This is a genomic window from Streptococcus australis (genome assembly GCF_019930045.1).
GTDB lineage: Bacteria > Bacillota > Bacilli > Lactobacillales > Streptococcaceae > Streptococcus > Streptococcus australis_D.
In genome coordinates this window covers 1-22,055 of the sequence record NZ_JAHZQQ010000006.1, presented here as the reverse complement: position 1 = coordinate 22,055, position 22,055 = coordinate 1, and the positions used below count along the sequence as shown (strand labels likewise).

The following is a 22,055-nucleotide window of genomic DNA, read 5'->3' as shown; positions in this document are numbered from 1 at the left end:
TTTTGGTATAATAAAATGGAGAAAGTTTTAGGGAGTATATGATGAAAAAAATCTATAAAGTTAGCTTGATAGCGATGACGTTGTTAACCCTGGTGGCATGTGGGCCTAAGCGACGTCCTAGGACGCAACCTTCTACAGTTCAGAGTGAAGTAGCAGATGGGAAAAGTTCCAAGAAGACATCGTCTGGGCATGCGTATTATCAAACAGTTCTTGAACGTTATCAGGCTTACTCTAGGGCTATCGAGGCAGGTGATAGTGCAGGTCTAGTGGCTAAACTAAAAGAATTTGAACCCGCCTCAGATGAATACTCTTATGTATTCAATCTTCAAACCTTAGGAACTAAGGCGATCCTTTCCTATGTATTTATGGATTTGGACAAGGATGGGAAGGATGAGCTTGTGCTGGGTGATGGTCAGTCTGTTTCTGCAATCTATTATTTGAAGAATCAAAAGCCAACACTCCTTCATACTGCCTTTGTAGCTTCTGCTGGAGGATTTCGTTCTAGTCTGCAGTTATTTGATGATGGATCGGTTATCTATGCGACCTTTTCATCTCTTAATCCGGAGATGGATTTGACCTATTATAAATTTCAAAAGGGAGGATTGGAAGTTTTAAAAGAGGCACAAATAAGGATAGGTGCCAATCAGAAGGCAGAGCAAGTGCTCGGAATCAGCGCTAAAGAATTGGATCCAAGCAGATTTAAGTGGAAAGAATTGGGAGAAGAAAAGAATTCTACGAGCAAAGTCAGTAGTAAAGAGGAAACATCAACGAGCTTCCAAGTACAGGTCAGTGTGTTGGATCTCCGGATTCGCAAGGAGCCAACTGTGAAGGGACAAGAAGTTGGGAAGATTTCGAAAGGGATTCATACCATCACAGAAACCAGATCAGCAGATGGGTATACCTGGGGGAAATTGGAATCGGGCCAAGGCTGGATTGCTCTTGAGTTTACAACGAAATTGGATGGGAAGAATGCTAGTGCTCTTGATGGATTAAGCGTGGAAGATCAAGAAGATATTTGATCAGTAGTCCAAAATGGTTATTCTTTATCATTTTCGAGATTGGTGAGACCAACTATGATTCTCGAACTTGCTAATGAACATAGTGGTATTTATGCGTATTCGCAAGCAATGTTTCTGGATTACTACAATACTTATACACCGGATACCTATCAGCTTGCAGACGTGATTAAAAAACTTGAGGCTAAAGAAACTTCAGAATCAATTCAATCAATGTCTGAAGAGCAGTTGATTCAACTTGCGAGTGAGAAGAAGCAAGCCTGGCTATACTCTTCAAAAGACAAGATGTTTTTTGAATTAGTCCCAGGAGGCCGTGGTGGAGCAGCACCTGAAATGGAGATTCCATCAGCTAATGAGTGGGTGGTTGAGGGCGATACAGTTGTAGTTACGACTCGTATTAAATCCACCTCTCAACCAATGGAACGCTATGTCCTAAAACGTAATCAGAAAAAATACTCTGGTGGTGAGCATAAAACTCGATTCTATGTTGTTAGTAAAGAATTTGTGAATTAAGAAGCTTAGATACTGACTATAACTAGCTCTAGAATTTTAAAATAAATGGAAATCAAATATTCCTCGAAAAAGGCTTTTAAAGCCTTTTTCTTTTGGGCTTGAATATGGTAAAATAAAGGTTATACGTGCTTGGATACAAAGATGAGGATATAACATACAGAAAGGCTGTTGAAATCCATATTTCGTTAAGCGGTTTAATGCCTTAGTATCTTGATTAATTGAATTTTGGCCTCATTTCTTAGGAAAAAAGATAAGCTTCCTAGCACTCATCGAGTGTGGCGTCACCTTCCTATTTTTCTACAGAAATGTTCGGCAAGCCGAACCGTCCAAAATATCTTGATCAACTGAACACGCCTACAACTCTGTGGAAAAAGATAAATCTACCTAGGAGCAGTCGCTCCGTCGTTCGATTTCCTATTTTCTTTTGAGTTGCTTAACGGCTTAGTATCTTGATAGTTGAACACGGGCTAAATCCCTAGTGGAAAAGATAGATTTCCTGATGTGCATCGCACACTGCGTCAATCTCCTATTTTCATACGGGATTCTTAACGCCCTTTGTATCCTGATTTTTGTAGGCAAGTCGTATAAATATTTCAATCCAAAGGGGATTACATATAAATGACAAAACAAGTGTTTCAAACGACTTTTGCGGGTCGTGAGTTAATCGTAGAGACTGGCCAGGTTGCTAAGCAAGCAAATGGCTCTGTTGTCGTGCGTTATGGGGAGTCAACTGTCTTGACTGCTGCCGTTATGTCTAAGAAGATGGCAACTGGGGATTTCTTCCCACTTCAAGTCAACTACGAAGAAAAAATGTATGCAGCTGGGAAGTTTCCTGGTGGCTTTATGAAACGGGAAGGACGTCCGTCTACAGACGCGACTTTGACAGCGCGTTTGATTGACCGTCCAATCCGTCCAATGTTTGCGGAAGGTTTCCGTAACGAAGTGCAGGTGATTAACACAGTCCTTTCTTACGATGAAAATGCATCTGCACCAATGGCAGCGATGTTTGGTTCATCCTTGGCCCTTTCTATCTCAGATATTCCGTTTGACGGACCAATCGCTGGGGTACAAGTGGGTTATGTCGACGGGGAAATCATCATCAACCCAACGCAAGAACAAGCCGAGCGCTCTCTTCTTGAATTGACAGTAGCTGGTACCAAACACGCTATCAACATGGTAGAGTCTGGTGCCAAAGAATTGTCAGAAGAAATCATGTTGGAAGCTCTTTTGAAAGGGCACGAAGCTGTTAAAGAATTGATTGCCTTCCAAGAAGAAATCGTAGCAGCAGCTGGGAAAGAAAAAGCAGAAGTGGAATTGCTTCATGTAGATGCTGACTTGCAAGCTGAAATCATCGCAGCCTACAACAGCGACCTTCAAAAAGCGGTTCAAGTAGAAGAAAAATTAGCTCGTGAAGCTGCAACTCAAGCAGTAAAAGACCAAGTAACAGCAGTCTACGAAGAAAAATATGCAGATCACGAAGAATTTGACCGGATTATGCGGGATGTAGCTGAAATCTTGGAACAAATGGAACACGCAGAAGTGCGTCGTTTGATCACAGAAGACAAGATTCGTCCTGATGGTCGTAAGGTCGATGAAATCCGTCCTTTGGATGCGGTTGTTGACTTCGTTCCCCGTGTGCACGGTTCAGGTCTCTTTACTCGTGGACAAACTCAGGCTCTTTCTACCTTGACTTTGGCGCCAATGGGTGAAACTCAAATCATCGATGGTTTGGATCCAGAGTACAAGAAACGCTTTATGCACCACTATAACTTCCCACAATACTCTGTAGGTGAAACAGGTCGTTACGGTGCGCCTGGTCGTCGTGAGATTGGTCACGGTGCTCTTGGCGAGCGTGCTCTTGCTCAAGTATTGCCAAGCTTGGAAGAATTCCCATATGCGATCCGTTTGGTAGCAGAAGTTTTGGAATCAAACGGTTCTTCATCTCAAGCCTCTATCTGTGCGGGAACGCTTGCCCTTATGGCTGGTGGTGTGCCAATCAAGGCGCCAGTAGCAGGGATTGCCATGGGTCTCATTTCTGACGGAAATAACTATACAGTATTGACAGATATCCAAGGTTTGGAAGACCACTTTGGAGATATGGACTTCAAGGTTGCAGGTACTCGTGACGGTATTACAGCCCTTCAAATGGATATCAAGATTCAAGGGATTACTGCAGAAATCTTGACTGAAGCTCTTGCTCAAGCCAAGAAAGCCCGTTTTGAAATCCTTGATGTGATCGAAGCAACCATTCCAGAAGTTCGTCCAGAATTGGCTCCAACTGCTCCGAAAATTGATACCATCAAGATTGATGTGGACAAGATCAAGATTGTCATCGGTAAGGGTGGAGAAACGATTGATAAGATTATCGCTGAAACAGGCGTTAAGATTGATATCGACGAAGAAGGTAACGTATCTATCTACTCGAGCGACCAAGATGCCATCAGCCGTGCTAAAGAAATCATTGCTGGTTTGGTTCGTGAAGCCAAGGTGGATGAAGTCTACCATGCCAAAGTGGTTCGGATCGAGAAATTCGGTGCCTTTGTTAACCTCTTTGACAAGACGGATGCCCTTGTTCACATCTCTGAAATGGCTTGGACACGTACCAACCGCGTCGAAGATTTAGTGGAAATCGGAGACGAAGTCGATGTCAAGGTCATCAAGATTGATGAAAAAGGTCGTGTAGATGCTTCGATGAAAGCTCTTCTTCCTCGTCCTCCAAAACCGGAACATGCAGAAGACAAAGGGGATAAGGGTCATCGTCATGGCGATCGTCCTCGTCACCACAAACCTAGAAAAGACTTTGCCAAAGATGCAGGTCAAGAAACAAAAGAATAAGCAATCAAAAGAAAGGAGCACGGTATGGGATGGTGGCGTGAAACCATTGATATTGTAAAAGAAAATGACCCAGCAGCACGTACCTCGCTGGAGGTCCTCTTGACCTATCCAGGGGTTAAAGCACTGGCTGCTCACCGTGTTTCTCACTTTTTGTGGAACCATGGCTTTAAACTCCTAGCTCGCATGCATAGCCAGTTCTGGCGTTTTTGGACTCAGATTGAAATCCATCCAGGTGCGACCATTGCTTCGGGAGTTTTTATCGACCACGGGGCAGGTCTCGTTATTGGTGAGACAGCCGTTGTTGAAAAAGGCGTTATGCTCTACCATGGGGTGACGCTCGGTGGAACTGGAAAGGATACAGGGAAGCGCCATCCAACCGTCAAGGAAGGAGCGCTGGTGTCTGCCCATGCTCAAGTCATTGGACCTATTGAGATTGGGGCCAAATCCAAGGTTGGAGCAGGTGCCGTCGTCGTTTCTGATGTGCCGAGTGATGTCACTGTTGTGGGGATTCCGGCTAAAATTGTTCGTGTTCACGGCAAGAAGGATGAACCGATTATTCACCAAGAAGAGGAAAAACGGGAATACTATGTTCAAAAACTTGAACACTGTAAAGAAGAAAGTCACGAGTCTTCTAATCTCTAGAACTTTGCATGAATGAAATAAGAATTTGAGCCTAAACGGTAGTCTGAGAAAAAGGCTTCACCGCTTTTAGCTCATTTTCTACTTTTCTTGCTTCTTCTCTTATTTTTAGATAGAAAGGATGGAGGGCTTTTAAGGGACCTTGTCGCTTAGATTATTTTACTGCTGAAAGTAGGCGCGGATTTGTATCCCTTGTCAGACTTAGTAGAATAGAAGATGCCCTTACAATCTTGTTTATGATTAAAATCTATGATACTATGTCTCGTGATTTGCGAGAATTTGTCCCCATCGAGGAAGGAAAGGTCCGCATGTATGTTTGTGGGCCAACTGTTTACAACTATATCCACGTAGGGAACGCCCGTTCAACGGTAGCCTTTGACACGATTCGTCGCTACTTTGAGTATCGTGGCTACCAAGTTAACTACATTTCCAACTTTACAGATGTGGATGATAAGATTATCAACCGTGCCAAAGAGGAAGGCATTACGCCTCAGGAAGTGGCAGACAAATACATTGCGGCCTTTCGTGAGGATGTGACGGCTCTTGGAGTGAAACCTGCAACCCGCCACCCTCGTGTGGTCGAGTTTATGGATGACATCATTCGCTTCGTCACTGACTTGATCGAAAAAGGCTATGCCTACGAGAGCCAAGGGGATGTTTATTTCCGTGTGGAAAAATCCCACAACTATGCCAAATTGGCCAATAAAACTTTGGAAGACTTAGAGCTAGGTGCTTCTGGTCGGACAGATGAAGAAACGGCCCGCAAGGAAAATCCGGTGGATTTTGCCCTCTGGAAAGCTGCCAAACCAGGTGAAGTTTCTTGGGAAAGCCCTTGGGGACCTGGTCGTCCGGGTTGGCACATTGAATGTTCGGTTATGTCAACGGGGATTTTAGGGGATACTATTGATATCCACGGTGGTGGAGCTGATCTTGAGTTTCCACACCATACCAATGAAATTGCCCAGTCAGAGGCTAAAACTGGTCAAACCTTTGCCAACTACTGGATGCACAATGGCTTTGTCAATATCGACAATGTCAAGATGTCCAAGTCCTTAGGCAACTTTATCACTGTGCATGATGCTTTGAAGACCATCGATGGTCAAGTGCTTCGTTTCTTCTTTGCGACCCAACACTACCGCAAGCCCATCAACTTCACAGAAAAAGCTGTACGCGATGCGGAGACCAACCTCAAGTATTTGAAAAACACCTATGAGCAACCCTTCACCGGAGAAGTAGATCCAGCAGACTTGCAAAGCTTTGTGGACAAGTTTATCGCGGCAATGGATGAAGATATCAATGCAGCGAACGGGATCACCGTTGTCTTTGAAATGGCCAAATGGATCAACTCAGGTCATTACAACCAAGACGTCAAGGAGGCTTTGGCAAAGATGTTAGAAGTCTTTGGTGTAGTCTTTATCGAAGAAGTTTTAGCTGCGGATATTGAAGCCTTGATTGCAGAACGACAAGAAGCACGGGCTAATAAAGATTTTGCGCGAGCAGATGAGATTCGAGATGAGCTAGCAGCTCAAGGGATTAAACTGTTAGACACTAAAGAAGGTGTAAGGTGGACACGTGATTGATATCAATCTAATCAACGGCATAGCTCTTGCCTTTGAAGGGGATGCGGTTTATTCCATGTATATCCGTAAGCATTTGATTTTGCAAGGGATGACCAAGCCTAATAAACTCCACCAGAATGCAACTAGGTATGTCTCTGCCAAGGCTCAGGCTAATCTGATTGCGATGATGCTTGAGGAAGATGTTTTGACAGTGAAAGAAGTCGAAATCTATAAACGCGGTCGTAATACCAATAGCCATACCAAGGCCAAAAATGCCGACGTCGTGACCTATCGTATGTCGACAGGCTTTGAAGCGGTTATGGGTTACCTGCATTTGACCAATGAAATTTCTCGTTTAGAAGAACTGGTAGCTTGGTGTATCCAAAAAGTGGAAGAAGGGATAAAGTAGTGAAAGATATCAGAGAGTGGTTCCCTCATGCTGAGGTGACGGATCAACCGACTCCACCAGCGGGTTTTGTAGCCATCCCTCTTCAGGCCCAGCAATGGTTGCTACTGAAGGAAGAAGAGCTGACCGAGAGAGAAAAACAATTGATTGCCTGGTTGGCTAGTGAGGAAGATCTTGCCCCCAATCCTTGGTACCAATACCTGATCGATGGGAAGGGAAAAGCTCCTCAAGTCATCAAAAAAATGCAACTTGTCTATTGCCACGTCTCGCATTCGACAGCGGAAGGAACGGCTTCTTGGTTAGAGATGATGCAGACACTCTTGCCCAACTTTCGAGCAGCCTTGCAACTGAGTGGGCAAGATTATGTGTTCGTTCTAGATCAAGACCAGTCGCTAGCTGTGGCTGCTATTTTAAAAGATACTGTTTCTGCCATGGAGTATGATTTCAACCTCAATCTTTCCATCATGGTGGGACAGGTTTGGGGAGAGTCTAAAGATGGGAAACTGTCTTCAATGATTCGGACAGAGAGGGCAGTTTTTAGGTCCTGGATTCGACAAGGTCATCAGGGAGTCTACCGCTTTTCTCAACTCTATCTGTGGGGAATCGAACAGACTGATTTGGATCTACATCCTATCAAAGAAGGCTTGCGTCAGTTGATTGCGAGTCAAGATCAGTTGCAGGACATCATTGTTGCACTTTGGGACAATGGAGCAGTTGTGACCAAGGCGGCCCAGCAACTCTATCTCCATCGCAATTCCCTTCAATATAAGATGGATAAATGGGAGGAGCTAACGGGTCTCCAGTTAAAAAATCTGACAGATCTGGCTCTTTGCTACCATTTAGTCTTGCAAGATGTAATTTAAACGGAATCAATCGAGAGTTTTGTGCAACTTGCACAAAACTCTTTTTCTTTTTTGTGAGACCTGCCATAGATTTGTAAAGCGTTTTCATTTACAATAGAACTATAAAAATCAAAGGAGTACCATCATGGTAGAATTAAATCTTAAAAATATTTACAAAAAATATCCAAACAGCGAACACTATTCAGTTGAAGACTTCAACTTGGACATCAAAGACAAAGAGTTTATCGTTTTCGTAGGTCCTTCAGGATGTGGTAAATCAACAACTCTTCGTATGATCGCTGGTCTTGAAGATATCACAGAAGGTGAATGTTCCATCGATGGTACTGTTGTAAACAACGTAGCACCTAAAGACCGTGACATCGCCATGGTATTCCAAAACTACGCTCTTTATCCACACATGACTGTTTACGATAACATGGCATTTGGTTTGAAATTGCGTAAATACAGCAAGGAAGATATCGACAAACGTGTACAAGAAGCAGCTGAAATCCTTGGCTTGAAAGAATTCTTGGATCGTAAACCAGCTGACCTTTCTGGTGGTCAACGTCAACGTGTGGCTATGGGACGTGCGATTGTCCGTGATGCAAAAGTGTTCTTGATGGACGAACCTTTGTCAAACTTGGATGCTAAACTTCGTGTATCGATGCGTGCTGAAATCGCGAAAATCCACCGTCGTATCGGTGCTACAACCATCTACGTAACTCACGACCAAACAGAAGCGATGACATTGGCAGACCGTATCGTTATCATGTCAGCTACTAAAAACCCAGCTGGTACTGGTACAATTGGACGTGTGGAACAAATTGGTTCTCCGCAAGAAGTGTACAAAAACCCAGTTAACAAATTCGTAGCTGGATTTATCGGAAGCCCTGCGATGAACTTCATCAATGTAAAATTGGAAGGTGGACACATCGTTGCCAATGGATTGAATTTGAAAGTTCCAGAAGGTGCTTTGAAAGTCTTGAAAGAAAAAGGCTATGATGGTAAAGAATTGATCTTTGGTATCCGTCCAGAAGACGTGAATACAGAAGCTGCTTTCCTTGAAACATTCCCAGAATCAGTCGTGAAAGCAACCATCTCAGTGTCTGAGTTGCTTGGTTCTGAATCTCACTTGTACTGCCAAGTTGGTGACAACGAATTTATCGCAAAAGTAGATGCGCGTGACTACCTTGGAACTGGTGAAACAATCGAACTTGGATTTGACTTGAACAAAGCTCACTTCTTCGATAAAGAAACTGAAAAAACAGTATACTAATACCTACTGACACTATAGAGACTGAGACGATTTGTCTCGGTCTCTTTCATTTTAAGGAGACAAGACATGGAAAAAGACTGGTGGAAGGGGAAGGTCGCTTACCAGATCTACCCAAAAAGCTTTAAGGACAGCAATGGCGATGGTGTTGGTGATTTAAAAGGAATCACGGAGAAACTCGATTACCTTCAACAGTTGGGGATTGATATTCTCTGGTTATCGCCTGTTTACAAGAGCCCTTTTATTGATCAGGGATATGATATTTCCGATTATTATGCCATTGACCCCCTTTTTGGGAGCATGGAAGATATGGAAGAGTTGATTGCGGAAGGTAAGAAGCGAGGGATTTCTATCATTATGGACTTGGTGGTTAACCATTGCTCCAGTCATCACGAGTGGTTCCAAAAGGCTTTAGCGGATCCAGATGGTCCTTATGCGGATTACTTTTATTTTATCGAAAGTGACAAAGAACCCAACAACTGGGAAAGTTACTTTGGGGGCAGTGTTTGGGAGCCGGTTCCTGGCACCAACAAATACTATCTTCATTCTTTCCACAAGGATCAGCCAGATCTCAATTGGCAAAATCCTGTCTTGCGCGAAGAAATTTACAGGATGATCAATTGGTGGTTGGACAAGGGAATCGCGGGTTTCCGGATTGATGCCATCATCAATATTAAAAAGGATTTAGAATGGCGTTCGCTTCCGTCCGATCGTGACAATGGCCTGGTCCCAGTGCCGGAGTCGCTAGTGAATGCGCAACCCATTGAACCCTTCTTGCAAGAGTTAAAGGAGCGAACCTTTGCCAAGTACAATGCTTTCACTGTAGGAGAAGTTTTCAATGAAACCGATGAAGAGTTGCACTTCTTTATTGGAAAAGATGGTGTCTTCTCTTCCATCTTTGACTTCAAACAAACCATGCTGGGTCAGGAAGGAAAAGGCTGGTTTGACCATAGTCTTCCAACAGCAGATGAACTCAAGGAAAGTATTTTCCAAGCGCATGAGCGCGCAGATAGGATTGGTATTCTCTCGACCATCATCGAAAACCACGACGAACCTCGTGGGGTGTCCCATTATATCGCAGAAGGTCCAGTAAACGATACCAGTAAAAAAGCCCTGGGAACCATTCAGGTTTTGCGCAAGGGAATTCCGTTTATCTATCAAGGTCAAGAAATTGGAATGGAGAACCAAGTCTTTGAATCAGTGGAGGACTTTGATGATATCGCGACCATCAATGGCTACCACGTTGCTAAAGAAGCTGGTTTGAGTGAGGAAGAAGCCTTAGCAGTGATTGCCAACTATAGCCGAGACAATGCGCGGACACCGATGCAGTGGACAAGAGAGCCAGGTCTGGGCTTTAGCGATGGACCAGCCTGGCTGATCAGTCCCAAACCAGACTATTCTATTAATGTAGAGGACCAGGAAAAAGATCCAGACTCCATCTTGAATTATTACCGCCAGTTAACGGCCTTGTATCGCCATCCCCTCTATGGAAATACCATCCGGTTTGGAGATATGATCCCAGCTTATCGGGAAAGTGAGAATATCATCGCCTTCGAACGTCGTGGGGACAAGCGTCTCTTGGTAATCAGCAATTTCCAAAATCGCCAGGCCACTTTGGAGTTGACAGCTCCGATTAAAACGGTCGTTTTAAATAATACCGCAGGGTTGTTCCAAGAAGGAGACCAGGTATTAGAATTGGCCCCTTACCAAACCATCGTGCTGGAATTGGTGGAATAGAAAGAACCTTCGCGTCTGCGAAGGTTCTTTTCATGTCATCCAAGTCTAAACCTGGAACTTACTCAACTTCTTTCTTTTTCAAGAGGAGGAAGCCTCCGCTAACTGCTAGCAAGAAGCTTGAAAGGACAAAGTGAGCTATAGACTCATCTCCTGTTTGTGGGAGAGCTGGAGCTTTGTCTTCCTCTTGGAAGCTTTGTCCTACATGGTAGCTGAGTGAATGAACGACACCAGATTCTTTTTCTTCTTTAGGAGTAGTTGGTAAAGGAGCATGAGGTTGCTCTACCTTTTTCTGTTCTCCTTGGTTGTAGATTGGAACCACTACCCGATCTGGTTCTTTCGGTGGGATGTAGTCCGTCAAGGTTGCCAATTGGCTACCGAAGATAGCGTTGGTTACCCAGCGGAAGAAGTGGACAGGGTGTTGACGGTTAGTTGGATTTCCGGCATAGACAAAGAGTGGTTGCCCAAGAAGTTCTCCAGAGATGGCCATGACCTTATTGGCTAGGACTTCATTTTTTGGCCACCAACCAGCGACATAGTAGTCGTTAGGAGCGATGTTCATCAAGGTCTTGAAGTTGCTTGGCACTTTTTCAATCCAGTTACCAGAGTTGGAGTAGAAGAGGGTGTTCTTCTTATAACCACTAGTCAATGGATCTTGATCGTCAATAATAGCTTTCATCAAGCCTTCGTAGTCACTGCCACCTTTTAGTTTTTCAGCGTCAAATCCTTCTAGGACACCCAATTTTTCTAGTTTCTGCATAGCACTACCACCGATGACAAGAGTTGGTTTCTTACCAAAGATGGAAGCATCAAAGCGATTGCTTTCAAGAACCACTACATCGGCTTCTTCTGGTGTATCAACGATTTGGAAGCCAAGTTTTTCAAGTACCAAGCTAGTATGGGCTGGTGAGTCGACTCCTGCCCAGTAATAGTGATAAGAAGGTGAGTAGATCTTCAAAGGTTTCAAGGTTGGGCCGTTTGGAACCTTGTAGAGGGCATCTCCGTAGATAGCATAGTTTGGAAGGAGCGATGCAAAAGTATCGCGATCAACGATGTAACCATCATCTGTTAGGTAGACAGATTTTCCTTGAGAAATCGCCTTGTTAACAGCTTGGACAGCACTAGCAGAGGTATTGGCAATGACATAGTATGGCGCTTTTGGATCGATTTCTGAGGTTCGAGTGGCACGGGTAGTTGTCACTTCTCCTAGTTTGCCTGTAAAGAGACCGTCTTTAAAGACTGGTTCTGCCTTGAAACCTCTCATATCAGGGAAGTTGACGAGAAGTTCTGCATACATGGCAGCCCAGGCTGATTCGTTGGAACCTTTGTAGAGGATATGGTTGGCATAGCCCCGTTTGGCTTGGGCCATATCAATGACGAGATCTCCTTTTTTGTAGGTGCCTGTATCTTCTTTGAGTTCTTTAACGAGAACGCCATTTCGTTTGAAATAGTCGATCATATTGAAGGCTTCTTGGGCATCGTTATCTTTGTCCAAGCCCATTGGGATGACATAGTAATCCGGGAAGAACTTCGGACGACCATTCTTCACACGACCGACAACTTCACCAGTTGGTCCAACTAGTTCGTTCTCTGCTTTTGGATCTTCAATCTTGTTGAGGCCACGTAGGTAGAAGTTGAGGCGCATCTCAAGAAGCTTGTCTGGATCTTGGTTGAGGAAGTCAATGCCACCAAGGACAGCATTGCGTCCAGCATAGTAGGACTCTTGGTTGGATTCTGGAATTTCGATGGTATGTCCTAAAATACCGTGGTAAACGGCATAGACACCTGTATAACCAGAGAAGGAATCATCCCAGCCATCTCCCCAATCCAGTTTTGGAATGATGTAGCTGTCGTATTTGGAATTGGCAACTCCAGCTCGTCCCATATGATGAGCATTTTCCAGCATGAGATTGGACATGAGGTCGTATTCAAAGTTCGGATCATGTGGAGGTGTTGCAGGCTCAATCAAGAATTCTTTGACAAATCCATGGATATCATAGAGAGCAATTGGATTCCACTTGTTAATCATTTGGATGACAGTGCGGACTTCAGGGTTGGTTTGGTAACTAGCATCCCGGTTTGGATCCAGTCCATTGGCCAAAGCGCGTAGGTTAAGGGCATCCCCGTCAGGGTTTTCCGTGAAGTCAAACAAGAAGATAAATTTGTTTAAAAGAGTTGGGATGTCCAGGGTCACATTCTTGACGTTACCAGCTTCGTCTGTCGTTTTAAAAGTGACTTGATTTTCTGTGGCGAAGGTACGGAAGAGACCGGTGATGATATCAATCCCAGGTTGTTCATCCGCATGCGTATTATGAACCAGGACAGGCAGTTTGTAATCCAAGGTCTTGTCCTTTAGAGCTGCCAGCATTTCACTTGGTTTGGTAAGAGCTGTTGGATTGGTAGATGAGAGGTAATGGTCAATACTTGCTTGGTCCTTACTTACAATTCCCATCTTCATATCCCGTCCTTGGGCACTCTTGCCCAGAGTTTCAATCTGAACTAGACGGTCTGTTTTGGCTTCTGCCCTTGTCTGCTCAATGGAAGCTAGCATTTCCTCGTGGGTATGGAAATCTTTATATGGACGGAATGTTAGATTCTTGCGAATGGTTAGGCCAAGATCAGCGCTGGTTCCAACCAAAGTGTGGTCACCGATATAGTTCCGATAGGTCCGACGGATATTATTAGGAGTCCGAAGGCTTAAATCTTCGCCAAAGAGTTCCTTGACCGTAAAGGTCAGATCCAAATCGTTTCCGTTTTTGTTCTCTTCAATTGTGATGAAGGGATCTTTGGATAGAGTTCCTTTCTCCATGTCCCAAGTTTTCCACTCTTCCAGTGGTTTGTCGTCCAAAGTCCAGCTAATCTTGCCAGCAGCCTGAGCTTGATCCTTAACGGTATCCGTCAGCGTTTCTTTTTCAGACATGTAAACAGGACTATCACTAAGGCTGATAGATGGCTCTGCGTTTGCTGCTCGCTCTGTTCCTGTGTTTTCTGGCTTAGCACTAGGGCTAGTAGTGTCTGAAGCAGTAGAAGAGCTTGCTTCTGGGCTAGCAGGACTAGCAAGCGTATCTGCTGCAGGAGCAGGACTGGTGGCCTCTGTACTGCTTGCCGGACTAGCACTTGATGCCTCTGGTTTGAGAACACTTTCTACTGGCGAGCTAGGATTTGCTGTCTCGACAGTATCTGCGGCTACCTGTCCCTGAGCTAGGAAGGCTAAAAGGACGGCGGTAGAGAGACTGAGGGCGTTTGTGTATAAACGTCTCTTGTATGAAGAATTCATCGTGATGACCTCCTATTGATTTGCTATATCCCTATCATAACACTTTATGACAGCGCTTTCAATATATATGGAAGTTTTTCTCTTGAAATTCGTTACAGATTGATGGCAAAGAAAAAGAGCTGGGAAAATCTTCCCAGTCTCTAAAGAAGGGTTTATGCTTGCAGTTCCTTCAGGTAGGTTTGATAGAATTCCACCTTGATGGAGATAAAGGTTTCAAGATCCCGGAGGAGCTGCAGAAGGGTCGCTCGGGTTTCAAATTCTTGACGAGATCGAGGGAGAGGTCGCTCGCGGAAGACTGCTAGATAGCGGTTGATTTCGTCAAGTAGGAATTGGGCTGGATTTTCCTGACTGAGCTGGCTGGCTGTTTTAGCAAAGAGTTGGGCCAAAATAAGACTCTCGCTCGCAGCTAATTGGCAGTTGTTTACATTATTGGCCATGTCCCGCAGGATATTATTTTGGCGCTTGCGCATCTCAAAATAGTGGATATGGTAGTTGGTCTGATGGAAGAGGTGATTGGAGTGGTCTAAATAGACTAAATCGAGAGCTTCTTTTAAGATGGTATCTAGCTCACGAATCAAGCTAGCATCGTTGCTCCCATCTCCTTTTCCTAGAAACTCTGCAAAGCGATAGAGAATTTTCTTGAGTTGCTCCTCGACAATTTCATGATAGCGATCAATTTCTTCCTGTCGAGAAGGCATATAGAGATTGGCTAGGAGGGCAAAGCTGGTTCCGATTAGGAAAATAGCTACTTCATTTCCCAATAAAGAAAGTGAAGTGGATTTTTCTAGCAGGAGATGGGTAACCAGGACAGAGCTGGGCGTGATACCAATTTCCCAGCCTTGTAGGAAAGCAAGGGGCACATAGGTGGCCAGATAAAAACCAAGGGCCCAGAGATTGAAGCCGAGAATCTGAAAGGCTAAGCTTCCAAGGAGGAGAGCAAGAAGCATGGACATAAAGCGATTATAGGCTAGTTTGGCGGTACTTCTACGGGTATCGCTAATGCTGAGAATGGCAATGATCCCCGCAGAGGTGGCGTAGGTCAGACCTAAAAACTCTGCAAGCAAGATGGCCAAACAGGTGGCGAGGACCATCTTGATGGTTCGGTGAATAAGTGGCATAATGCGGATTCTTTCCTTTTTCTAAACTAGTTTTATTATACCACAAGCAAACTGGGCTACTCCAAATGTTTCACCAGATATGGCAATTGTGTTATACTAGTTTCATGGAAAAAAACGATATTGTTTACGGTGTTCATGCCGTCACAGAAGCACTGATTGCAAATACAGGAAATAAATTGTATATCCAGGACGATTTGCGTGGAAAAAATGTAGAAAAAATCAAGGATCTGGCAGCAGATAAAAAGGTGTCCATTTCTTGGACTCCTAAGAAGACCTTGCAAGAGATGACAGAAGGGGCTGTCCACCAAGGTTTTGTCTTGCGGGTTTCGGAATTTGCCTATACGGACTTGAATGAGATCTTGACCCAGGTTGCTAATCAAGACAATCCTCTGCTCTTGATTTTGGATGGTTTGACCGATCCGCATAACTTAGGATCCATTCTCCGAACAGCCGATGCTACTCAGGTAGCGGGAGTCATCATTCCCAAGCACCGTGCTGTTGGGGTGACCCCAGTTGTCGCCAAGACCTCAACTGGAGCAGTGGAGCATGTTCCCATTGCTCGTGTGACCAACCTTAGCCAAACCTTGGATAAGCTCAAAGAAGCAGGTTTTTGGATTTTTGGAACCGATATGAACGGGACGCCTTCTCACAAATGGAATACCAGTGGGAAGCTAGCCCTCATCATTGGAAACGAAGGCAAGGGCATTTCGACCAATATTAAAAAGCAAGTGGATGAAATGATTACTATTCCGATGCAGGGGCATGTCCAAAGTCTGAATGCCAGTGTCGCTGCAGCGATCCTTATGTATGAGGTCTTTCGCAACAAACTATAGTAGAGGAAAATCGTAGGAAGGAGGCAGTCGATGAAAGAAAAGATCTTGTTAGTGGATGGCTACAACATGATTGCCTTCTGGCAGGAGACCCGCCAACTCTTTAAGAAGAGTGAGCTGGATGCTGCACGAACGATCCTCTTAGAGAAGCTGAGCCACTATGCCAGCTTTGAAGGCATTCGCGTGATTTGTGTCTTTGATGCCCAATACATGCCAGGGATTCGCCAGACCTATGAAGAATTTCAGGTCCAAGTGGTCTTCACAGCGGAGGAGGAGACCGCCGATGACTACATTGAACGTTTGGCAGCAGAGCTCAATACACCCCTTCACCAAGTATCCGTCGTGACGAGTGACTTGAATGAGCAATGGACGGTCTTTGCTCAAGGAGCACTTCGTGTTTCGGCGCGTGAGCTGGAGAAGAGAGTTGCCGTTGTCAAGGCCGACTTGAACCAGGCGCGAGGAGCCGTCAACGATCAAAAACCACCGATACGACCTTTTGACCAAGAGGGCCTACGTCAACTACAAAAAGAGATGGGAGCAAGTAAATGACCTTTAAAATTTTAACAGATTCAACTGCAGATTTAGATGAAAGATGGGCACTGGAGCATGATGTAGAGATCGTCGGTTTGTCAATCCAAATCGATGGGACTCATTATGAGACAGTAGGTCCAGACAAACTCACCAGCCCCCAATTATTAGCAGAAATGCAAAAGGGTGCTAAACCAACGACCAGTCAGGTCAATGTTGGGCAATTCCAAGAGATTTTCAAAGGCTACGCTCAACGCAAGGAAAATCTCCTCTATATCGCCTTTTCTTCAGTTTTGTCAGGGACCTACCAGAGTGCGGTCATGGCAAGAGACTTGGTCCTTGAAGACTACCCAGAAGCTGTCATCGAAATCATCGATCCAAAAGCTGCAGGGATAGGAGAAGGCTACTTGTCTATGCTAGCAGTTGAGGCGCGTGATGCCGGCAAGAGTTTGGATCAAGTTAAGGAAGAACTGATGGAAGTGGCTCCTAAGTTGCGGACCTATTTCTTGGTGGATGATCTCTACCATCTTATGCGTGGCGGACGTCTTTCTAAGAGTTCAGCCATCGTCGGAAGCTTGGTCAACATCAAACCCCTTCTTTGGATTGATGAAGAAGGCAAGTTAGCTCCAATCGCTAAGGTACGCGGACGTAAAAAAGCCATGCGGGAAATGCTCACCCTCATCCAGGAAGATATCGGCCACAGCACAGCCTTGGTATCCTATACAGATGATTTGGCAGGAGCAGAAGAGCTCAAGGCTCAATTGTTGGAGAATCCGGCCATCTCCCAAGTCTTGATTATGCCACTAGGGCCAGTCATTGCTGCCCACGTCGGTCCTAATTCTCTCATCGGCTTTGTGATAGGAAAAGAAAATCGCAAATAATTTTTCAAATCGGTTGACTTTTATTTAAAAAATTTGATACAATAGTAGGCGGTATTGTTTACCCCATTTGTAAGGCCCCGGAACCTTTCAAATAACTTGCGGACCGGAACATCCGCCCTGTAAACAAAAACGACATTCATATAGGAGAAATCATGAACAAAACTACATTCATGGCTAAACCAGGCCAAGTAGAACGCAAATGGTACGTTGTTGACGCAACTGATGTACCTCTTGGACGCCTTTCAGCAGTTGTTGCTAGCGTGCTTCGCGGAAAAAACAAACCAACATTCACACCACACACTGATACAGGTGACTTCGTAATCGTTATCAATGCTGAAAAAGTTAAATTGACTGGTAAAAAAGCAACTGATAAGATCTACTACACTCACTCAAACCACCCAGGTGGATTGAAATCAATCTCTGCTGGTGAACTTCGTTCTAAAAATGCAGTTCGTTTGATCGAGAAATCAGTTAAAGGTATGCTTCCACACAATACTCTTGGCCGCGCTCAAGGTATGAAATTGAAAGTATTCGTTGGAGCTGAGCACACTCACGCTGCACAACAGCCAGAAGTTCTTGATATTTCAGGACTTATCTAAGGAAAGGAACAATAAAGTATGTCACAAGCACAATATGCAGGTACTGGACGTCGTAAAAACGCTGTTGCACGCGTTCGCCTTGTTCCAGGAACTGGTAAAATCACTGTTAACAAAAAAGATGTTGAAGAGTACATCCCACACGCTGACCTTCGTTTGGTCATCAACCAACCATTCGCAGTTACTTCAACTGTAGGTTCATACGACGTTTTCGTTAACGTTGTAGGTGGTGGATACGCTGGTCAAGCAGGAGCTATCCGTCACGGTATCGCTCGTGCCCTTCTTCAAGTAGACCCAGACTTCCGCGATTCATTGAAACGCGCAGGACTTCTTACACGTGACTCACGTAAAGTTGAGCGTAAGAAACCAGGTCTTAAGAAAGCTCGTAAAGCATCACAATTTAGTAAACGTTAAAACTTATTTACACTTATTGAAAGCATTTCGTATCAAAAATACGGGATGCTTTTCTGTTTGGCTAAATGTTACAAATTGGGAATTATGTTATAATAAGTAATATAGTTGCATGAAAAAATGGTGGATAATCAATTAGATCGGAGGCGACTAATGAGAAATAAGGTTACTAAAATAATTGCTATTGTAATCATTCTTATATTTGGAGGAACATATATGTATAACAAGCTGACTAAACCAAATCTTGGTCCCAAAACAGCCAAACTCTATCAGCATGGCTTTCGTTTGCTAGAAGAACAACTAGGAACTTATATAAAAGAGCATTACTCAGGGGTTGAAAAGATTGAGTTTTCCCCAATCTACGTTACTGAGGAAGGATCAACTTTCTCAAATGTCTATATCCGTCCCACTATTTATGATAAGCACGGAAATGAAGCTACTCTTGGTACTGAAGTTAAAAATGTAATCTCAAGTGACATTGGTATCGTCTCACATATAATAGTAGATTTTGATGGAGATGGGAATGAAGTTATAGAATTAAAGGACTCAAATGGGAAATTTATTGATGTTTCCAAAGAACAACATTTACCTAATGAAGTTAAACTGACCAAACAGCCTTTTATAGATGGAAATATCGAATTATTAGTAGAAGATGGTCAGTTAAAAGGAGTTGTGAAGGATAGTAAAGGGAGTCCTGAAGCTGAAATCATTTATAATGTTGAGCTAAGCAAAGGAGACGAATGATATGGCTTTGTCTGATGAAGAAGTACAGAACTTACAGTTAGGGCTTAAAAGTAAGGTCAGGGAAAAGCCTGGTAAGGTAATAAAGTATTATATAAATGATGAGGTGAGATATTTCCAAATCGTTAACAGTATGGATGCTACAACTCAAGCATTGGCAGTTGTGCCTGTTGATAATGAAAAAGGGGAGAATCCAAATTATAAAGAAACAACAATAGTTGTTGCTGGAACACAGATTCCTTTTGAACATTTAAAGTATTTTGATGAGCAAGGTTATTTTTGGAAAAAAGATTTCGATATTACGTTTTCCTTTTCAAATGCCATAGGTTCTACAGTATTTGGGTTGACGGCTCAGGCAAAGGATATTGATAAATTTTACTTAGATACACAACAGAAGATTGAATCCAAAGATAAAAATGCTGTAATCTCTAACATGTCTGGTCATAGTCAATCAGGTCCAGGAGTTGCCTATACAGCTTCAAAGTATGGTCTTAAAGAAAATCGAACTATTAAAGTTACAAATTTCATGGATTTTGCTGCCAAAAAAGCAGTTGACACAGGCGGTATATCAAAAGAACAAGTTGCCTATCTTAATAAAAACGCGACTATTTATAGAGATAGTCGGCGTGATGTTGTTAAACTTGATGGTAATGGTGGTGCTGTTCCCTACGGAAAAACAATGATGTTTGAAGTTGTTGGTGACGAAGATGGACATTCACCTAGGACACCACATATGAAGGGAAACGCTTTAGACGTTGACTGGTATTATAAACGTAATCGTTTTGCCTCTGGTATGACAGAAAAGCAGGTTCGTAAGATAGCAGAATATAAAGCAAGAAATCCTCAGTTTACAAATTCAATTTATAATTATGGTTTAGAAATGGACAAGGTGACTCCTGAATACTATGTTCGTGAGTATTTAAAGAATTATGGAGACTTCGCTCCTGAGCCAACTAAACAAGATTTGATTTCTTTAAATATCAAACAAATCAAAGAATTAAAGGATTCCTTAAAGACTAGTTCTGGTAGTAAAAAAATTAGTTTAAGAGAAGAATTGGTCCGAGTAAGTGCGGAAACCACGAAACTTCAAGCTGAGGTTTACGAGGAAGAAATTAAATCAAAAATTGAATCTGCAAAGGAAAATGTCTCTCAAAAAATTTCATCCCTTAAAACTGAAGCATATAGTATTGCTCGTCACTTACCATCTAGTGAAGTAGAGGCTCTATTATCTGAACTAAGTTTGGATACTGCATGGAACAGTGGGAAAGAGACAAAAACGATCACTTCAGCAAGCGATTATAAGAATAGAATGTCTCAAATTTCAGATAATCTGAATAAAGTTGCTGATAGAATTATTGAAAGTGATCAAATAGGGGCCAAGATTTTTAGCAATTAAAAGGAGTTAATGAATGATTGAACCGAATACTGAAGATCGATTAGAAGCAGAGCGCATAAAAACTGAATACATGAAAGTTCAAGAACGATTAGCAATCCAGGCCCTAGTTTCAGCAACAAAAGCTGCCCTAATGGCTGAAGGAGCTATTTTACAAACATGGCTGGCTAATCAGGCGTTTAAAATGCAAAATTTTGCTATTTCTCAAGTACCTGCTTCCCTAGAAGGAGGATTAACAGGTGGTGCTGCTGATGCCATCAACAAGATTTTAACTGAAGTGCCTAAACCTGATCTTACCAGTCCAATACTTTAGGAGAATTCATGAATATTAATGATAAAATTAGTAAAGTTGAGAGTGATCATCAAGCTTTTAGAAGGAAAGTAGCAGATTATGAATTAGATTATCAAGATATGAAGCGAGATGCAAAAAGACTATCTGAAGATATGACTGACTTTATCATCTCCTATTGTCATAAACATCATCAAGAACTTCCAATACATGAATTGCGGCAATTAGAAGAAAATAGAGATAATTTTGAAAAGAGAATTTCTAGGTTTGAAACTAGATTAAGTCAAACATATCAGGAAGAAAATAAACTTTACAATAAAAGCATGGAATCTCTTGAAAAAGAAAAGAAGAAGGTTTAACTCCTATCACTATTTATAATACTTTATAGTAATACTACTTGCTCCAATTGTCCGAAAATTTGTGTAAATTCCAAATTGAAAATAAACCAATTTTTGATAGCGATTCCTTTTATTTATAAATACGTCAACTCGTTGTAAAGGTTGTTTGATCAAGAATTTTTGTAAAATCTAGATGTTGTTTTAATCTCTACCTATTTTCTAAAACTGGGAAAAATCTGATATAATAAGCTTTGTAGGTGTATTATATAAATGCATACAGAACTGAACTATTCCCCTATTTAAAAAATATTGATTCAAATTTTATGAAATTAAAAAGTAGATATCGTTCTGAAAACCCTTGATATTACGCTGTTTTTAATTCAACTGAAACCCATACTTTCCAAACCAGGCTTGAAAAAAGCTCGTAAAGCATCACAATTCTCAAAACGTTAATCAACACGATTATATCAACGTTTACAGACATTCAAGAATTTTCTCTTGGATGTCTTTTTTTGTTCAAAAAACTAAAGTTCACCCTATTGCTTTTTGAGACTTCTAAAGGCTATTTCTCCTGCTGTTTGATTTACTGTTTCAGTAGTATTGACATAAGTCTTCGTTATTTGGATGTCACTATGAGTAAGTGCTTCTGAAATAGCTTTGATAGATATTCTAGCCTGTTTGGCTGGTGTGGCGCCTTGAATATTATGCTTATCCATAGTATTTTGTGTTATAATGTAGAAACAATACAGAAAATAAAAGAATCCCCAATTGTCAAGTCAAGTGCAACAAAGTCATTCCTCTGATTAAGCGAGTGTTCTTCCAGCTGTTTGAGCTAG

At 42.8% G+C, this 22,055-nt stretch carries 20 protein-coding genes; 18 read left to right on the top strand and 2 right to left on the bottom strand.

The genetic code is table 11. From position 1 onward, the window contains the following. Nucleotides 1–41 precede the first annotated feature (41 nt). The 9 genes from K1J10_RS02270 (at nt 42) to K1J10_RS02230 (ending at nt 10,820) form a co-directional block, all read left to right on the top strand. Nucleotides 42–1,019, top strand: coding sequence for a hypothetical protein (locus K1J10_RS02270; RefSeq protein WP_223355732.1), 978 nt, complete (start codon nt 42–44; stop codon nt 1,017–1,019). 54 nt (nt 1,020–1,073) lie between these two features. Beyond that, nucleotides 1,074–1,529, top strand: coding sequence for a hypothetical protein (locus K1J10_RS02265; protein ID WP_223355731.1), 456 nt, complete (start codon nt 1,074–1,076; stop codon nt 1,527–1,529). A 618-nt stretch (nt 1,530–2,147) separates the two neighbouring features. Next, nucleotides 2,148–4,364, top strand: a complete 2,217-nt coding sequence (gene pnp / locus K1J10_RS02260; protein ID WP_223355730.1) for a polyribonucleotide nucleotidyltransferase — start codon at nt 2,148–2,150, stop codon at nt 4,362–4,364. 24 nt (nt 4,365–4,388) lie between these two features. Next, nucleotides 4,389–5,006, top strand: a complete 618-nt coding sequence (cysE, locus tag K1J10_RS02255; protein ID WP_135782826.1) for a serine O-acetyltransferase — start codon at nt 4,389–4,391, stop codon at nt 5,004–5,006. Between the two features lie 233 nt (nt 5,007–5,239). Next, the gene (cysS, locus tag K1J10_RS02250) at nt 5,240–6,583 is read left to right on the top strand and encodes a cysteine--tRNA ligase (RefSeq protein WP_223355760.1); all 1,344 of its coding nucleotides are present in this window, start codon (nt 5,240–5,242) and stop codon (nt 6,581–6,583) included. Next, nucleotides 6,576–6,971 (top strand): Mini-ribonuclease 3, encoded by a 396-nt coding sequence (locus K1J10_RS02245; protein ID WP_223355729.1) that lies wholly within the window; start codon nt 6,576–6,578, stop codon nt 6,969–6,971. The genes cysS and K1J10_RS02245 overlap by 8 nt, the downstream gene beginning before the upstream one ends. Then, nucleotides 6,971–7,831 (top strand): helix-turn-helix domain-containing protein, encoded by an 861-nt coding sequence (locus K1J10_RS02240; RefSeq protein ID WP_223355728.1) that lies wholly within the window; start codon nt 6,971–6,973, stop codon nt 7,829–7,831. The genes K1J10_RS02245 and K1J10_RS02240 overlap by 1 nt, the downstream gene beginning before the upstream one ends. Before the next feature lie 124 nt (nt 7,832–7,955). Next, nucleotides 7,956–9,086, top strand: coding sequence for an ABC transporter ATP-binding protein (locus K1J10_RS02235; protein WP_006595597.1), 1,131 nt, complete (start codon nt 7,956–7,958; stop codon nt 9,084–9,086). A 66-nt stretch (nt 9,087–9,152) separates the two neighbouring features. After that, nucleotides 9,153–10,820 carry an alpha-glucosidase gene (locus K1J10_RS02230; protein ID WP_223355727.1) on the top strand — a complete coding sequence of 556 codons (1,668 nt, stop codon included), beginning with the start codon at nt 9,153–9,155 and terminating at the stop codon, nt 10,818–10,820. 58 nt (nt 10,821–10,878) lie between these two features. On the opposite strand, the gene K1J10_RS02225 is transcribed toward K1J10_RS02230, so the two are convergent. Next, entirely contained in the window at nt 10,879–14,094 is a 3,216-nt protein-coding gene (locus K1J10_RS02225; protein WP_223355726.1) for an LPXTG-anchored zinc carboxypeptidase, read from the bottom strand. A 152-nt stretch (nt 14,095–14,246) separates the two neighbouring features. Next, complete coding sequence (locus tag K1J10_RS02220) at nt 14,247–15,212, bottom strand: aromatic acid exporter family protein (RefSeq protein ID WP_223355725.1); 966 nt, start codon at nt 15,210–15,212, stop codon at nt 14,247–14,249. Nucleotides 15,213–15,316: 104 nt separating this feature from the next. Between K1J10_RS02220 and rlmB the strand changes: the two genes are divergently transcribed. The 9 genes from rlmB (at nt 15,317) to K1J10_RS02175 (ending at nt 21,240) form a co-directional block, all read left to right on the top strand. Then, on the top strand, nt 15,317–16,045 hold the full coding sequence (gene rlmB / locus K1J10_RS02215; RefSeq protein ID WP_006595601.1) for a 23S rRNA (guanosine(2251)-2'-O)-methyltransferase RlmB: 729 nt from the start codon (nt 15,317–15,319) through the stop codon (nt 16,043–16,045). A gap of 30 nt (nt 16,046–16,075) precedes the next feature. Further along, nucleotides 16,076–16,591, top strand: coding sequence for an NYN domain-containing protein (locus tag K1J10_RS02210; protein WP_223355724.1), 516 nt, complete (start codon nt 16,076–16,078; stop codon nt 16,589–16,591). After that, complete coding sequence (locus K1J10_RS02205; RefSeq protein ID WP_223355723.1) at nt 16,588–17,451, top strand: DegV family protein; 864 nt, start codon at nt 16,588–16,590, stop codon at nt 17,449–17,451. Before K1J10_RS02210 ends, K1J10_RS02205 begins: the two co-directional genes overlap by 4 nt. A 152-nt stretch (nt 17,452–17,603) precedes the next feature. Next, a complete protein-coding gene (rplM, locus tag K1J10_RS02200) occupies nt 17,604–18,050 on the top strand; it encodes a 50S ribosomal protein L13 (protein WP_002876943.1) in 447 nt (148 codons plus the stop codon). A gap of 18 nt (nt 18,051–18,068) precedes the next feature. Continuing rightward, nucleotides 18,069–18,461 (top strand): 30S ribosomal protein S9, encoded by a 393-nt coding sequence (rpsI, locus tag K1J10_RS02195; RefSeq protein WP_000075969.1) that lies wholly within the window; start codon nt 18,069–18,071, stop codon nt 18,459–18,461. 150 nt (nt 18,462–18,611) lie between these two features. Then, nucleotides 18,612–19,202 (top strand): hypothetical protein, encoded by a 591-nt coding sequence (locus tag K1J10_RS02190; protein ID WP_223355722.1) that lies wholly within the window; start codon nt 18,612–18,614, stop codon nt 19,200–19,202. A 1-nt stretch (nt 19,203) separates the two neighbouring features. Beyond that, nucleotides 19,204–20,595, top strand: coding sequence for a hypothetical protein (locus K1J10_RS02185; protein ID WP_223355721.1), 1,392 nt, complete (start codon nt 19,204–19,206; stop codon nt 20,593–20,595). A gap of 13 nt (nt 20,596–20,608) precedes the next feature. Beyond that, a complete protein-coding gene (locus K1J10_RS02180; protein WP_223355720.1) occupies nt 20,609–20,905 on the top strand; it encodes a hypothetical protein in 297 nt (98 codons plus the stop codon). 8 nt (nt 20,906–20,913) lie between these two features. Beyond that, the gene (locus K1J10_RS02175) at nt 20,914–21,240 is read left to right on the top strand and encodes a hypothetical protein (RefSeq protein WP_223355719.1); all 327 of its coding nucleotides are present in this window, start codon (nt 20,914–20,916) and stop codon (nt 21,238–21,240) included. The last annotated feature ends 815 nt before the right edge of the window (nt 21,241–22,055 follow it).

Excerpts from the sequence above, each read along its gene's own strand:
- K1J10_RS02270 (WP_223355732.1), top strand. The coding sequence starts at position 42 with ATGAAAAAAATCTATAAAGTTAGCTTGATAGCGATGACGTTGTTAACC.
- K1J10_RS02265 (WP_223355731.1), top strand. The coding sequence starts at position 1,074 with ATGATTCTCGAACTTGCTAATGAACATAGTGGTATTTATGCGTATTCG.
- pnp (WP_223355730.1), top strand. The coding sequence starts at position 2,148 with ATGACAAAACAAGTGTTTCAAACGACTTTTGCGGGTCGTGAGTTAATC.
- cysE (WP_135782826.1), top strand. The coding sequence starts at position 4,389 with ATGGGATGGTGGCGTGAAACCATTGATATTGTAAAAGAAAATGACCCA.
- cysS (WP_223355760.1), top strand. The coding sequence starts at position 5,240 with ATGATTAAAATCTATGATACTATGTCTCGTGATTTGCGAGAATTTGTC.
- K1J10_RS02235 (WP_006595597.1), top strand. The coding sequence starts at position 7,956 with ATGGTAGAATTAAATCTTAAAAATATTTACAAAAAATATCCAAACAGC.
- K1J10_RS02230 (WP_223355727.1), top strand. The coding sequence starts at position 9,153 with ATGGAAAAAGACTGGTGGAAGGGGAAGGTCGCTTACCAGATCTACCCA.
- K1J10_RS02225 (WP_223355726.1), bottom strand. The coding sequence starts at position 14,094 with ATGAATTCTTCATACAAGAGACGTTTATACACAAACGCCCTCAGTCTC.
- K1J10_RS02220 (WP_223355725.1), bottom strand. The coding sequence starts at position 15,212 with ATGCCACTTATTCACCGAACCATCAAGATGGTCCTCGCCACCTGTTTG.
- rlmB (WP_006595601.1), top strand. The coding sequence starts at position 15,317 with ATGGAAAAAAACGATATTGTTTACGGTGTTCATGCCGTCACAGAAGCA.
- K1J10_RS02210 (WP_223355724.1), top strand. The coding sequence starts at position 16,076 with ATGAAAGAAAAGATCTTGTTAGTGGATGGCTACAACATGATTGCCTTC.
- K1J10_RS02205 (WP_223355723.1), top strand. The coding sequence starts at position 16,588 with ATGACCTTTAAAATTTTAACAGATTCAACTGCAGATTTAGATGAAAGA.
- rplM (WP_002876943.1), top strand. The coding sequence starts at position 17,604 with ATGAACAAAACTACATTCATGGCTAAACCAGGCCAAGTAGAACGCAAA.
- rpsI (WP_000075969.1), top strand. The coding sequence starts at position 18,069 with ATGTCACAAGCACAATATGCAGGTACTGGACGTCGTAAAAACGCTGTT.
- K1J10_RS02190 (WP_223355722.1), top strand. The coding sequence starts at position 18,612 with ATGAGAAATAAGGTTACTAAAATAATTGCTATTGTAATCATTCTTATA.
- K1J10_RS02185 (WP_223355721.1), top strand. The coding sequence starts at position 19,204 with ATGGCTTTGTCTGATGAAGAAGTACAGAACTTACAGTTAGGGCTTAAA.
- K1J10_RS02180 (WP_223355720.1), top strand. The coding sequence starts at position 20,609 with ATGATTGAACCGAATACTGAAGATCGATTAGAAGCAGAGCGCATAAAA.
- K1J10_RS02175 (WP_223355719.1), top strand. The coding sequence starts at position 20,914 with ATGAATATTAATGATAAAATTAGTAAAGTTGAGAGTGATCATCAAGCT.